General features: G+C 57.5%; 9 protein-coding genes and 1 pseudogene. 6 read left to right on the top strand and 4 right to left on the bottom strand.

Annotation, left to right across the window (positions count from 1 at the left end; translation table 11 throughout):
* Nucleotides 1-28: 28 nt before the first annotated feature.
* The 4 genes from BMW76_RS23000 (at nucleotide 29) to BMW76_RS22985 (ending at nucleotide 3,945) form a co-directional block, all read left to right on the top strand.
* Nucleotides 29-1,762 carry an FAD-dependent oxidoreductase gene (locus tag BMW76_RS23000; RefSeq protein WP_090869288.1) on the top strand — a complete coding sequence of 578 codons (1,734 nt, stop codon included), beginning with the start codon at nucleotides 29-31 and terminating at the stop codon, nucleotides 1,760-1,762.
* Nucleotides 1,763-1,773: 11 nt separating this feature from the next.
* The gene (locus BMW76_RS22995) at nucleotides 1,774-2,169 is read left to right on the top strand and encodes a c-type cytochrome (protein ID WP_090869395.1); all 396 of its coding nucleotides are present in this window, start codon (nucleotides 1,774-1,776) and stop codon (nucleotides 2,167-2,169) included.
* Nucleotides 2,170-2,188: 19 nt separating this feature from the next.
* On the top strand, nucleotides 2,189-2,620 hold the full coding sequence (locus BMW76_RS22990) for a nuclear transport factor 2 family protein (protein WP_090869287.1): 432 nt from the start codon (nucleotides 2,189-2,191) through the stop codon (nucleotides 2,618-2,620).
* Nucleotides 2,621-2,805: 185 nt separating this feature from the next.
* Nucleotides 2,806-3,945, top strand: a complete 1,140-nt coding sequence (locus BMW76_RS22985) for an acyltransferase family protein (protein WP_245763332.1) — start codon at nucleotides 2,806-2,808, stop codon at nucleotides 3,943-3,945.
* Nucleotides 3,946-3,956: 11 nt separating this feature from the next.
* Here BMW76_RS22985 and BMW76_RS22980 read toward each other — a convergent pair whose 3' ends face one another.
* Both BMW76_RS22980 and BMW76_RS22975 read right to left on the bottom strand, forming a co-directional pair.
* Entirely contained in the window at nucleotides 3,957-5,873 is a 1,917-nt protein-coding gene (locus tag BMW76_RS22980; protein WP_090869283.1) for an SMP-30/gluconolactonase/LRE family protein, read from the bottom strand.
* A gap of 322 nt (nucleotides 5,874-6,195) precedes the next feature.
* Nucleotides 6,196-7,355, bottom strand: a pseudogene (locus BMW76_RS22975) (porin).
* Between the two features lie 623 nt (nucleotides 7,356-7,978).
* Between BMW76_RS22975 and BMW76_RS22970 the strand changes: the two are divergent.
* Nucleotides 7,979-8,671, top strand: a complete 693-nt coding sequence (locus BMW76_RS22970) for a phosphatase PAP2 family protein (protein WP_090869281.1) — start codon at nucleotides 7,979-7,981, stop codon at nucleotides 8,669-8,671.
* Between the two features lie 1,349 nt (nucleotides 8,672-10,020).
* Nucleotides 10,021-11,583, top strand: coding sequence for a hypothetical protein (locus tag BMW76_RS22965; protein ID WP_090869279.1), 1,563 nt, complete (start codon nucleotides 10,021-10,023; stop codon nucleotides 11,581-11,583).
* A gap of 64 nt (nucleotides 11,584-11,647) precedes the next feature.
* Here the strand turns inward: BMW76_RS22965 and BMW76_RS22960 are convergent, their stop codons facing one another.
* Both BMW76_RS22960 and BMW76_RS22955 read right to left on the bottom strand, forming a co-directional pair.
* Entirely contained in the window at nucleotides 11,648-12,583 is a 936-nt protein-coding gene (locus BMW76_RS22960) for an ATP-grasp fold amidoligase family protein (protein ID WP_245763338.1), read from the bottom strand.
* 61 nt (nucleotides 12,584-12,644) lie between these two features.
* The gene (locus tag BMW76_RS22955) at nucleotides 12,645-13,577 is read right to left on the bottom strand and encodes a helix-turn-helix domain-containing protein (RefSeq protein ID WP_090869275.1); all 933 of its coding nucleotides are present in this window, start codon (nucleotides 13,575-13,577) and stop codon (nucleotides 12,645-12,647) included.
* Nucleotides 13,578-14,582 lie beyond the last annotated feature (1,005 nt).

The following is a 14,582-nucleotide window of genomic DNA, read 5'->3' as shown; positions in this document are numbered from 1 at the left end:
ATCGAAAGCAATGACCCCGGAGACAACCATGAGTGACGAGATTCAGATGCCCGCCACGTCGCGGCGCAATTTCATCAAGGCGGCGGGCGCGGGCACGGCGGCCGCCGCATTCGGTGCGGTGACGCTTTCAGCCAAAGCCGCCGACCAACTGAAATTCGACGCGGAATACGACATCGTCGTGTGCGGCGGCGGAGGCGGCGGCTTGCCCTGTGCGCTCTTTTCGCGCTGGCTCGGCAACCGCGTCGCGATTCTCGAGAAGGCGGGCAGCGTCGGCGGTACGGCGGCGAAAGCGGCGTTCTGGTACTGGGTGCCCAATAACGAGCCGATGCGTCGCGCGGGTATCGCCGATCCGAAGGACGATTATCTGCGCTACGTCGCGCGTCTTTCGCGGCCCGAGCAATATGATCCTTCGCTGCCGAAGTGCGGCCTCTCCGACTGGGAGTACGAGATGTGCGAAGCGATCTATGACAGTGCGTCGCCGGCTGCGGAATTGCTCGCATCGAAAGGCGCGTTGCCATACCGGCACGAAGCGGCTGTGCCGGACTACTGGGCCGAGCTGCCCGAAAACAAGGCGCCGCGTGGGCGCGTGCTGTTTCCGAAGGACGGCTTGCCGAGCATGTCCGATGGCGGCCGCGTCGCAATCCGTACGATGAGCGCGGCAGCGCGGCGCGACGGCGTCGATATCCGCACGGGTTATCGCGTGCAAAAAGTACTGGTCGATGCAAATGGCGCGGTGACGGGCGTCGAGGCGCTGACGGAAGAAGGCACGATCTTTCGCGCGCGTGCGAAGAAAGCCGTCGTGTTCGCGACGGGCGGCTTTACGCACGATCCGGAGTTGCGCAGGAATTTCCTGCACGGCGCCGTGTATGGCGGATGCGCGGCCGTCACCAACGAAGGCGACTTCGTTCGCATTTCGAGCGCATTCGACGTGCAGTTGCGCAACATGAACTACTCGTGGATGGCGCCGATCTCGCTCGACAAGGCGATCGCAAAAGACGGCTCGCTCTCCGGCATCTTTACACCGACGGGCGATTCGATGCTGTACGTGAACCGGTATGGCAAGCGCGTCGTCAACGAGAAGCTCGCTTACAACGAAGTGTGCGCGACGTTCTCGCAATGGGACGGCTCGAAAGGCGAGTATCCGAATCTCGCGCTGATTTCGATCTGGGATCAACAGGCGCAGGACCATTGTGCAAGCGACGACTACGGCAGCCTGATCGTGCCGCACGGCTCGAACGATAGACACGTGTTGCGTGGCAATACATTGCAGGAACTGGCAAGCGCGATTCGCGAGCGGCTTGCGAAGCATGCGAACGCGCTCGGCGGCATGCAGCTGAGCGACGACTTCGTGCCGAACCTCGACGCGACCATCAAGCGTTTCAACGACTTCGCGAAGGCGGGCAAGGATGCGGATTTTCATCGCGGCGAACGTATCGTCGAAAAGCTGTTCAATGGTCCCGTCCAGAAGAAGGCCGATCAGAAAAACGAAACGATGTATCCGCTCAGCGTGAAAGGGCCGTACTACGCGGCGCTGATCGTCGCGGGCAATCTCGATACGAAGGGCGGCCCGAAAACGAATTCGCATGGCCAGGTGCTCGACGTGCGCGAGGTGCCCATCAAGGGCCTGTATGGCGTCGGCAATTGCGTCGCGTCGGCGTCGGCGCGCGCGTATTGGGCGGGTGGCGGCACGCTCGGACCCATCATCGCGTTTGCGTATCGCGCAGCGAACGCGGCGCATGCCGAGAACACTTCGCGCGCATGACGGGAGGCAAGATGAAACGCATCAGCACAATATCGATTGCGATCGGCATCTCGTTCGCGCTCGTGAGCGCAGCGGGATACGCTCAGGACTCGGCCGATCTTGCTGCATTGGGCAAGAAGCTCGCGATCAACAACTGCGCCGTATGTCACACGTTCGGCAAGGGCGAGCCGAATGGACAGGGGCCGAACCTCTTTGGCATCGTCGGCAGGCCGATGGCCGCGCAGTCCGGATTCAAGTACTCGGCGGGCATGCAGGCGGCTGCGTCGGGCAAGGTATGGGACGAAAAACTACTCGACGCGTGGCTCTCCGATACGCAGACCGTCGCACCGGGCAACGCAATGACCTACTTTGAAGGCGATGACGCGCGTCGGCGGAAGATCATCGCGTATTTGAGCACGCTTCACTGACATCAAAAGGAGACTGAGCATGGAAATCAACACGATGACGGATGAACAACGCAAGGCCATTGCAATCGAGTATTTGCGCAGGCTGGACCGCGGCGTGTCCGTATTCGATCTCTTCGACGACCACGCGGAAGTGTATTTTCCGAAATGGGGCATTGCGTCGGGCCGCGCGTCATTCGAGAAGCTTTTCACGGACCTCGGTTCGATCGTGTCGAAGTTCAAACATGATCTTGCCTATTTGAACGTGATTCAGCAGGGCGACAGGGTGGTCGTCGAGGGCACGAGCTACGGGACGAGCAAGGGCGGCGTCGACTGGCGCGTGGGCGTGTCGCATGCGGGGCGCTGGTGCGATGTGTTCGAGATCCGCGACTTCAAGATTCAACGGTGCTTTATTTACCTCGACCCGGATTATGAAGGTGCGGATACGGAACGATATCCGTGGTTGGCGCGGTAGGCGCTACTCGTGACAGAAGGGCAGCGTCGCTGTCCTTCGCTGCGCATCGCCATCGACGCTTGCGCCGTTCGTCATCGCATGACACTCGCATAATTTTCGCCATTTATTTTCGATTTTTGTCGTCGACTGTGGCGCTAAGATCATCGCGGCCGAAAATAGAAAAGAGGCGAAAAGAAATGGCGAGCATGTTGAATCTGTCTGCGTCTGCGGGCACGAGCAAGTCGTTGAAGATAGACGCCATTCGATTTCTCGCGGCCTTCTGGGTGCTGATGTACCACTTTCGGCCGCCGGTTTTCAAGGAACTGCTGCCGCATCGGCTTGGCTCTCTGAGCGGTGCATTATGGTCAGGTTCGACGGCGCTGTTTGCCGGGCCCGCCGCCGTCATCGTGTTCTTCGTGATTTCCGGTTATTGCATTCATAGCGCGTATCACCGGGATGTGACGCTCAAGCCCATCAACTACTACGCATCGCGCTTCATCCGCATCGGATTGCCGCTGGTGATCCTGTTGTGCGTGGTTCAGCCGCTGCCGACAGGGCAAAAATATCTGGAATCCGTGCTGTGGTCGCTCTACTGCGAGATGGTGTATTACGCGGTGTACCCGGTCTTGCGGCCACGGTTTCGCTATATCGGCGAAATGATCGTCGGCACTGCGATGGCGGCGGCTGTGATGGTGACATCGGTGCGCCTTTTCGGGCATCCCGCTTGTCACGGCTGCGTCTACGAGACGTATGGCGTTTCCGGTACCGCGCTGCTGTACGCGGCCGGATGGATTTTCGGCTGCATGATCGCGGAGACGCGGCGCAATGCCGCGCGGTTCCGCGTTCGCGGCGCCTATTCGCCGCTTACGATGACGATCGAGCGCGGCCTTGCGCGAAGCACTCGCTGCTTCGCGCATCATCTCATCGCGCTGAGAGCGGCAGTCGTCATGTCGGGTGCGGCCATCATGATCCTGCTATCGGGATCGAGCCTCAAGCCCGCGATGCTGCCGCTGATCACACCCGACATCACACTGCCGATGTTCCAGTTTCTCGCGGCAGTCTGGATCGCGGCGGAGACGGCCACGCCTTCGCAATCGGGCATCTGGTCCCGACTGGCCGCGTTGGGTGCGTGGTCCTATAGCCTTTATCTTTGCCACAAGACCGCGCTTGCGTTGCTTGAAGTAGCGGGATTCGACGGCACGTCACGGTTCGCGTGGTTCGTCGAAGTATCGTTGGCGTTCTTCATCAGTTACGCGTTTTATCGGGCGATCGAACGGCCTTCGCATCTGCTTTCACAGCGTTTGCGCAAATACACGCCTGACGCGCCGGCCGCACCCGTTGCGTGAAAGCACGTGCGTCACGGCGTCCAGCGATAGACGATGATGCTAGAGCCGTTGTAGTTGTCCTTCGTGATCACGTATTCGCCTGTTGACCGGAGGTAGGCTCTCAGCCCATACATCGAGTCGACGTCGTTGCCCACGTCCACCGTGGCTGGACTCGTGTTGGTCAGCGTGGCATCGAGATGACCCGTCGTGAGATTGAATGCGTCGATATTGGGCACGGTATGCACGTATCCGACGAATAGATAGTTGCCCGTTGCCGTAATCGACTTCGGGTTGGCGCTCGTCAGATTGATCACCGGGTCGGGCCTGGTTGTGTTGCCTGCGCTCCAGCCGTGATACACCTCGATTCGCGCATGTATCGCAGTCCAGTCCGGGCTCCCGGCGATGCCCTGCGCGAGGATCATCGTGTCGGTATCCGCGAGATAGACGATGCGCGTCAACGGACGGATGCTCTGCGGTATAGGCAGCGTGATGCCAGCGCCCCACATGGGCTTGCCATTGCCGTCGAAGCCCGTCAGCGGATAGTGATAGATGTGGTTCGTTCTGTCGAGACCGGCCCACACGTCGCCTTTGCTGTCGATGCAAAAGCCTCCCGTGATCGGCCGCGTCGTATTGAATGTGGGCCCCGGAATCGATCCATCGGGTGTGGCGATGTAGCCTTTGGCCGGATCGAAATGAAAGAAGTAAAAGATCGCGGGGTTCTGCCCTGACGCAACGAGAATCCGATTGCCGCCGACACTGACGAGCTGGCCGAAGTGCTCGTTGCGTTGCGTGTCATTCACGTTGAGCCGAGGGTCATCCGGATAGCTGAACGGATCGACGGTATTCGCGACGAAAGTGCCGCCCGCCGTGCCCGTATAGACGTTGGTGCCGCTGTAGAAATAGGCGCCATCCGTCGCAGGGTCGGGCGCAGCGACGGCCTCGAAGTTGAGGGACTGGAGTTTCCATTGCAGGTTGCCGGCGCTGTCATATGCGTGAATGTCGATGCCGCCGTTGCGACCGAGATCCCATCCGCCACCCCACGGGTTATTGAGTACATAGAGATTGCCGGTTGAGTCCTTGCCGATACCGGCAATGCGCGTGAAGCGCTTGTCGCCCACCTGGCCTTTGATGCCCGATGTGGTGTCGAGATAGCCGCCCTGAACGCCGAACGTGCCGACTAGCGTCGGCGGGCCCGAAACGTCATAGAGCTTGATGTTCATATCGGGGCCTTCGTCGCCGACCATCAGCCTATTGGACGATGCATCGAAATACAACGCGGAAGGACGCGACGTCGCAGGCATCTGGATCGTATTGAGCGGCGCGCCCGCCGGACTGAATTCGGCGATTACGCCCGCGCTCTGACGGGCGACCCAGACGTTACCCGAGCTATCCAGCGCGAGTGCGCCGGGACTCATCACGCCGATGTCCTGCTGCCAGGCGCCGTCCGTCGTGAAGACGCGGACGCGGTTGCCGAAAAAGTCGCTCGCATACAGCAGCGAGCCGGCCGTTGCGAGGCCGGTGATTGCGTCGGCACGGCTTACCTTGTTCCACGTGCTGACGTTGATGACGAGATCGCGTTGACGCGTCGCCCGGTTGTATCGTCCGACGGCCCCGCCGCCGTAAGCGCTGCCGGACTGCATCGCCGCGAAGATCGAGGTGGCGTTGCCCGTAATCGCACCGCCCTGAAGCTCGTTGTGGATGCCGATGGAGCCGAGACTTTGCCCATTCTGATAGACCGCGATGCCGCCTTCGTTTTCGTCCCAGAAGGAAGCCGTATAGATGACGCCTTCGGGCGCGACCCACATCGAGCGCGCGGCATTGCCTACGTGCGATGCCAGCGTTCCGAACGTGTTCGCGAGCCAGTCAGTGGTGTACTGCGCATGACAAACCGTGGCGATCAGGGCGATCACTGCGCCAAAGAATGCATGCTGGATTCGCTTCGTGCTCATCTGCGTTGTTCTCCCGACAGCAGTTCTTTGGAAAGAGTGATCTCTGACTACGCGTAACTAATCGCTCGCAATGAAAGGCATTTTAGTTTGCCAATGTGTCGATATGAGCGCGATACCGCAACTAATGCTGCGTGCATCGTTGCAGGTGCAACGTGTGTAATTGCTTGTGGGGAGATGGGGACGGTGGCTTCAGCGTGGCCGGCGCTTATGATGCCGCTTGTCGCTTGTATGGAGCGGCGCGCGATCCAGCGCGTCGAGCAAGGCGTATGTTCTCCAATGATGTTGGGCATACGTCCTTGCTCGTGAGGGAATGTCGATGCGATCAGAACGTGTGACGCATGCCTACCGTGACGGCGACTTGCGTGTTGGTCGCCGATGGCGACAACGTGTTGATCATCGCATGCGAGAGCACTGAATCTGCTGGCGCGCCGTGTACATTCTGATAAACGCCTTCAAGATAGAAGTCGGTGCGCTTGCTCACCGCATAGTCGGTTTGAAGCATCGCCGTGTTTCATCCGGGTGTCGAGCCGTTGTACGCGCCATGCGTATACGTGTAAGCGCCGGATACGCTCAATGCTGGCGTGAGCGCGTATTTGGCGTTCACCTCATAGTTGTCCAGGCGCAGCGAACCGGCAAGAGAGCCCACGCTCGTATCGCTGGCGCCGAGGTAAGAACCCGTCCCGAACGAGAACACGTCCGATACGTTGTCGATCTGCGTATGGCTCCATACGAGTCCGACAGTAGCCGGTCCGTAGGTGTAGTTGCCGCCGAGCGACCAGATGCGCTGGCGTTGCGCGATGAAGTTGGCGCTGGTGTCGCCCGACGTGACCGCGCCGCTTCCGTTGCCGGCATTGTTCAGTTGCAGATAGCCCGCCGCGACATTGACGGGCCCTTGCGAATACGACAGGCCGAAACCGTATGAGCGGTTGTTCGCAAAGTCACCGGCCTTTTGCTGAATGCGTACATCGTTTCAAACGTGATGCCGCGATAGGTCGGGCTCGTGTACTTGACCGTGTTGTTGACCACGACGGAATTCGCGGCGAGGTTGTCGTTCTCGAACGGATGAGCCGCCATGCTGCCGCCCCGGGTGTTGAACTCCGCCGTGAGCGGGCCAACCAGGTCGTTCATCACGTCAAACTGGCGGCCGAATGTCAGCGTGCCGTATGGATCGCTTTGCAACCCAACCCATGCTTGAGAGCCGAAACCATCGCCGGTGAAAGCTTGTGCACCATTGTTGAGAATGAAGCCTTGTTCGAGTTTGAATAGCGCGTGCAAGCCACCGCCGAGATCTTCCGAGCCCTTGAGGCCAAACACGGTGTTTTGCGTCGAACTGCTGTTGAGTTGCCAGTTGCTATGGCCTAGCTGGTTGTTCGTGTAGACGAGGCCCGTATCGAGCAGACCGTAAAGCGTGACGCTGCTTTGCGCGTGCGCCGGGACGGATATGGCTCCGAGCAGTGCGAGGGCGAGCGAGGATTTTTTCATGTGTGGGCTTCTTGAAGGGCCGGCAATTAAAGGAATCATCTGGTTCAGATGTTGTCACTGTCGGCGCGCATGCAATACCGGTTCTAGCCCTGCGGCTTTGAATCGGTTCCATTGCGGTTATGCGGTAGATTGCTTCGCGATTATTGCGTGTCGTATATCCATGTAGTCGGCGCGACGCAATTTTGATCCTTCATACAAATAGATCACGTAGAAGCGATGCCCTTTCAATTCTCCGACGGCACAGCGAATGACAGAAATATGGGCTTACACTTTGGCTCTATTTGTTGAATGATTGGTCTGCTTTGCCCTTCATTGCGTCACGCAATTGCCATTACGATGGTCGGTCTCAACACCGCGTGAGCCGGAAGCGGGCTTTTCAGGCGCGCGCGATACCGGACAGACATCGACGACGAAATGGAGGAGTTGTACACAAAGAGCTCGCCCGACCGGCCGTTCAGGAACAAAAATGGCTAACGCGAAAGTACGGCAGCGGACGGGTTTGCGCTTAGCAGGCTAAGGTCGAGATTCAGTCGCAGTGCGCATCGGCGACGCGCATGAGCACCGGGATTTCCACTTTCTGCCTGTCTTTTTGCTATTGCTACGAATCCGGTGGTACTACAACAATGATTACCTTCGATACAACCATCGAGACATATCTCGCGCACCTGAATCTCGGCCCGCTGCCGAGCCTTGCGATGAGAGCCCTCACTGATATGTACACGTTCAGGGGGCTCGTACTCATCCCAATCTTATGGTGGATCTGGTTCAAGCCCGGTGAAAGACAGGAATGGCGGCGCGAAGTGGTCATCGCAACCGTTGTGAGCGGCTTACTGGCGCTCGCTGCTGGACGACTGCTCGCCGATTTTTTGCCGTTTCGTGTACGCCCTGTCTACGCTACCGAATTGCATTTGCAATTCGCGAAAGGTTCTTTACGTGACGCCATGCTCTCGAACTGGAGTTCGTTTCCGAGCGACCACGCGATGCTATGGATGGCGGTTGCGACAGGCGTTTTTATCGTCTCGCGCATCACCGGAGTACTCGTGTTTCTGTACACGGCCATTTTTATCTGCCTTCCACGCGCTTACCTCGGCTTTCACTATCCGACTGATCTGCTCGCAGGTGCGGCAATTGGAATTGCTATCACTTATCTGATGACGTGGGCACCCATCCGGACGCGTTTTGCCAGGCCATCGTTGCGATGGATGGAGCGGTATCCGGGGCCTTCCTCGATGTTGGCGTTCATTCTGTGCTTCGAACTCGTCACGCAGTTCGACGAACTCCGCAGAATTGCGAGCGTGGCTTCAAAGGCGCTCTGAGTGAGGCGAGCGCTGCACGCGAACAAGTCCGATTGGTAGCAAGGCGATTGCAGTCGTCGTGCAAGATAAAGAAAGAATTTGCACTCTCTACACGGCATTTTTTCAATTCGCCGTTCAATGACCGGTTCAAGCCTCGACGGCTGATCTGCGTTCGCTGCCGAGATTGACGGTCGTGACAAACGTCGCTGACCCGACGAGCAATCTGGACGGTCGCAATCGCCAGATACTGCTCAATCTGAATCCACGTGTCATCGTCGCATCGCGTTTGGCGCAGCCAATGCCGGTGATCTGCCTGGAGATCTACCGCGAGTGCCGTTCGCATCGTCAGGTCATGATCGCCTTCTCAATCGATGACGCGCGCCTCGACTTGGCGGAATGGGACCGTTGGTTCCCGCAATCTACGTCCAGGCGAGGTTGTGAGAGCAGTAAGAGATGCACTCGCACGACCGGTAGGCAGTACTATTTTCACGCTATAGCGCGTATTGCTGTTATTACGACAGTACCTTTTTACTCATCTCTGAAGGCGTAATTGCTGCGCTATTGCAGCGTCGCATTCCGTAATTCGATAAAAAAGAGCTCTCCATAACGTAATAGGTAGAGATTGCCGGCACCCGTTGGGCGACTTCCAGGGTCGATACCGAAAAAATATTCTCGACGCGGTGAAAATTGCATCACCGCTTAGTGCTATCGAGCAGGCTCTCGCACACCTCACAAAGCAAGGAAAACAGGCGTGCCATGGGCTGCGCGGCGTCAACCGAGCCAGTAGCTCCTCTGCGCCAGACAAAATCAAATACTCGAGCGAAGACATCTTCCGGTACGTATGCGCAAGAGTATCTCGCACGCGGTGAAAAAGGGCGGAATTCCTTTTCGACCGCAAACAATCGGAAGAATCGTGCTATTTTTCCATTCATTTCCGATTCGTATGTAAATGCCAGTCGTATCCGGGTATTATTTGCACCGATTCAAAAGGAATGCGCGCACAAATTGCCGGGCGATTTTTCCGCATCAGCGCGGCAAACGTTTGCGCATTGCAACAAAGACGGACGGTACCCCGTGGCAACGCATCGGGGAATCGTAGGAGTTCGCTAGTCAAGATCTTCTAAGGCTGAACAAATCTGCGTTCGGTTTTCGATTTTGAGCTCTAGCGTCACCGCTCGAGAGGTATTCGGAGCGGGCAGTTCAATCATTTTTCAATGTCACTCACCGAGAGCGCGAGTAGTTGTCCCTGTATTTAAGGATTACTGATTAAGTCGCGCGTAGCCGGGGCCGGACATCGCGTTCGAAGTTCGAGCATTCACCCACTTGGGACTTTTTATTCGAGAAATTTCTCGACAGGGGAAGTATTTGTCATGAATAAACGACGTCAATTTCTTGGTCAGCTAACGGCTCTCGGTGGCAGCTATCTTCTCGCTGCTTGTGGCGGTGGTTCGGGCGATGGCGCCGGCAGCGCTTCCGGCGCGGCTGTCGCGAACGTTGCGGCTCGCGCAAGCACGGCATCGGCAAACGGCACAACCATTCCCTCGGCAAGCTCGATCACGGACACGTCCGGTGCCGTATGGACGTTGTCGCAAGGTTCTGTCTATCGGAATGGCGTGAAGGCCGGCAATACGTACAACGTGACGCTGCTGATGATCTATGGCGCCGTTATTTATCACCAGGGCACAGGCGGGCAGTTCTACGCGTGGAACGGGTCCACGTGGACGGCGTGCAACGATCCGCGCCTGGGCGGAACGTCGCCTGACGGTACGACGATTCCTTCCGCTTCGTACATCATCGACAAGGCGGGCGCGATGTGGACGGTCGTCAACGGTGTCATCTATCGGAATGGCGGGACCGTTGGCAACACGTATAACGTGTCGCTGCTGCTGTGGTACGGCGGAAAGATCTGGCACATCGGCACGGGTGGACAGTTCTATGTTCTCACGGACCTCGATCGCTGGTTGCCGTGTAACGACCCTCGCAACGCTGCTGCGATCGCAGCCTCGACGGGCATGTTCTACGGTGTCAATGGGCACTTTGACTATACGTACACGCCGTCTCAGCTCGTGTCGATTCTGAGGAACATGGGTTGCACGAGCTACCGTGTAGGCTGTACCGACGATCCGAAGCAGCTGAATGCCGTCAGCAAGCTGGCTGCGGCCTTCCAGGCGGCCGGACTCCAATTGCTCGTGCTGATCAATCAGGGCGTTTACGATTCCAATGGCAATGTGTTCAGCAGCGAGTCGGCGGCCTATTCGCGTGGCCAACAGGTTGCAATGGCCGTCGCCAATGCACTCAAGCAGTATGGCGTGACCCTCTACGAGTGCGGTAATGAGCTGACGCGCCAGAACGCGACGATCCTGGACTTCACCAACGCTGGTACAAAAGCGGTCGATTTCAACAACAGGAATTGGCCGGCCATGCGTGGCGTGATGCGCGGGATGATCGACGGCGTGAAGTCGGTTCAATCCAATGCAAAATGCGGCATCAACTTCTGCGTCGCGGACATTGGTGCAGCCGACGCCTTGTGGGACGGCATGCAGCCGGATGGCACGGGCGGCTACCCGAAGGTGCGCTGGGATATCACGACGTGGCACAACTACGAAGTGTATGGCGACATCTTCAACATCGGCATCGACGGTTCCGGCCCGGGCTTCGATCTGCCGACGTACTGCAAGGCCCGCTACGGTGTGCCGTTCATCATCACGGAATGGAACACGGGTCCTGAGAAGGCACAGGATTATCGCGCCAGTTACATCTCGAACACGTTGAGCAAGTACTATCAGGCACGGAAGTCCCACAACATTCAGGCTGTGATGTACTACGTGCTCGATAGCGGAAACAACACCTATGGTGTTATGACCAACGGTACGACGCTCAATCCGCCGTACAGCGCGCTCACCAGCTTCATGACAGGCAATCCTGCAAACTGATTCTGCACGGGCCGTTATGAATCGCCTCTCCCTCGCTCGCTCGTCGAGCGGCCGAGAGGCGGTTTCACAGACCGCGTCGTCTGTTCAAAAGCTTTCCCCATTCATAGTCGATGTGGTCCGGCGTGAAAGGCAATACGCCCGCGCCGGGTGTGAAGGTCAATTCACCGAAATACACTTCGTCATCGGGTGCATAGAGATCGACACGCACATAGTCGAAGTCTTCGCATAGTCGCGTCGCCGCTTGCAATACCGCGTCGAAATGTTTAGGCCGCGGAGGAGGCACGGGGCTGCGAGTGTACGGTCCGATCATCACATCCATGACGTTCCAGTTTTCGTCGAACACATCGCCGTGCGTGTCGTTCCCGAAGCGGTCCGAGATCAGCAAGGTGTACATGATCGGGCGTCCCGTTCGTCCACCGAAGCAATGCAGCTTGAAATCGGCTGGAATCTGCCCCTGCTTGTCGAGCAGCAGCTTTTCAAAAAAGATGCGCGGCTCGATGCTCTGATAGTGTCGCTCGCGAGCAACGCGATAGAACGACGTCGACAACCAGCGATCGGCCAATTCTTTTAGCTTCTCGAACGAAGTCGTCGATTTATCCCTGACTATCTCGACAAAGGTACTGCCGTGATTCGCTTTCATGACGAAAGAAGACGGCAGTCTGTCGAAGACCTCGCGCGTGAATATCTCGGGTGCCGCGATCAGCGGAACGAGATGTTCCCGTCCGAGCTTCTTTTCGACGTACTCGCGAACCGCAATCTTGTCGGTCAGAGGCACATAGCGCGGGTCTGGATGGAGGTTGCGTTGGAGAATCTGCTCATTGAACGTGGTAGGGTGAATGAGCTTCGGATATCGGCCGATACACTTCTTGTGCAGCAGACTCAAAAAGAGCGCGTCAGGTAACACCTGTTTGGCGGCCTCTTTCATTCTTCTGAACGTGGATGGAAGCTCATTCGATCCACCGTGAGCCCCTTCCTGCTTCGTGTCTTGCGACGCACTCATTGCGTCGCTCGACCGCACACCTTCAATTGTTGGCATTCTTTGCGCTCCCCGTTGCGTCCGGTCAGTAGATCAGCTTTGCCGTCGGCGCAACTGCTGCGGCATGCGTGACCACGCTGGCCGTCGATGCTGCTGCTGGCGCTTGCGCACGTTCCTCGGCGGGAAGATGGCGCAGCGCCCGGAAATGGGTTGGCGATACTCCGTACCGCAGCTTGAATATTCTTCCCAGCCGATTGCCGTCGCCCATTCCACAACGCCGGGCGATCTTGTCAATGGGAAGGTCAGTTTCGATCAACATCGAACAAACGACTTCAAAGCGCGTGCGCAGCAAATATTCCAGTGGAGTCATGCCGAACTCGCTCTTGAACCGGCGCTGATAGTTCCGCTTGCTCATCGCGGCGGACTCGGCCGCAAGGCCCACGGAAATAGGCTTGCTGTAGTTTTCGCGAATCCAGCGTGCCGACTCCCGGATCTTTTCCGTTGTCGTCGCAATGTTCAGATCGTCAGCGTCAGGCCGTACCCGCTCGGGCACGTTTGTCTGCAACGCGCGAGCGACCCTGCGGGCGATCTCCGCGTTCAGGTCCCGTTCAATCTGCAAGAGCGCCATCTCCGACGGCGTCGGGCCGGCGGGACGCGTTTCGGACATGCCATCGTCCAGGACGAATACGGGCACGGATGACTGAGCCGGGGGCGTAAACGCTTCAAGCTTCGGCTGCATGCCGGTCGGCACGTTTGAGCCTTGACGCGACAGCCACGAAACGAGTGCCTCGTTATTTAATGCCGCGACATCAGAACCGCGAGCGACAAAGAGTGCGTGAAAGTCCGCAAGCCGGTATTGATCGAGCTTCTGCGTCCAGATCGAGAAGCAGGACCCGCCCGTAACAAAGCCGCCGGACTCCGACAGCACGGTGAACCGATAAGGAAGATGTTCGCCGTTACCGCGGTCGAACTCGTTGGCGAGGCGAAAAGCGTCTCCAATGGCGCCTACGGCTGCCATTGAGCAGTGGTGCGAGATGAGCACGCCAATGTGCCTCTCAAGCCTTGAATCAACCTGTCGTTCGTCAGTGTGCCACGGATGCGATCGAGCAAACCCATTCACGTTTAGCTCTCCAAATTAATGCGAAATACTTCGATGCGGCCCAGAATACCGTAGTGAATAGATCGATTGAATAGCTGTCCGATTTGTGCGAACGATGTGGCGAAATTGTCCGAAAATGGAAATTATTACCGCTTATCGGCTTTATGTTTATCGTCCATTTTTCCGGGCGAGGAAATTATTTCGCGTAAAAATTATCTGACATTTATGAAAGAAAAGCGGGTTCAATTGCCCGTGAGCCTTGCTGGACAAGCGTCAGAAAGACATATCCGGTTTCATTCCCCAAATATCGATTTGAGGTCCTGTCACTAAACTTCTGTTACCCGATTTCGGCCTGATCGTATCAATCTGTTACACCAATTTCAGATCGGCACAACTCTTTCTTTCCCTGGTAAACCCCGTTACACGCTCCACGTTATCGGCCATTTGTACCCGAATTTGAGCCGAAGTCGTTCAAATCCGGATTCTGCCCGTCTATGCTTCGCTGCAACTGCCTGAAGAGGCCATTGCCCGTTCCGCGATTTATTGGAATGTTGCTTGCAGGTCTTCATCAGGAAATCGCTTACGCCGAAAGCGCGCAAATGCAGTGACCCCGCGTGCTGATGTTTCCTTCGGTCGTGGGATAAAAGTACGCAATCACCGTATTGGACAGTACATCTCTATTGGCGCACTGACGTCATAGAGATGCGTCTACATATTTGGCAACCGCTTTGCTCCAGAGGAGGAAACGCATGAATGGAATGCACGCATGTTGATCTTCTCGTCCGGAGATTCCGGCACGGCACTAGCTAGTCAGAGAGACTGAGTGCCGACGCCGAAAGGGCGTTCGCATGTCCTGCCGGCTTCGCCCGGCTGAGTGGCATTCCGACGCGCCGAATCCGCGTCAACTAGCGGCAACAGCAGCTT

This window comes from Paraburkholderia diazotrophica (assembly GCF_900108945.1).
GTDB classification, from domain to species: Bacteria; Pseudomonadota; Gammaproteobacteria; order Burkholderiales; family Burkholderiaceae; genus Paraburkholderia; species Paraburkholderia diazotrophica.
The sequence above is the reverse complement of the archived record's forward strand: the minus strand, read 5'-3'. Positions and strand labels throughout refer to the sequence as shown.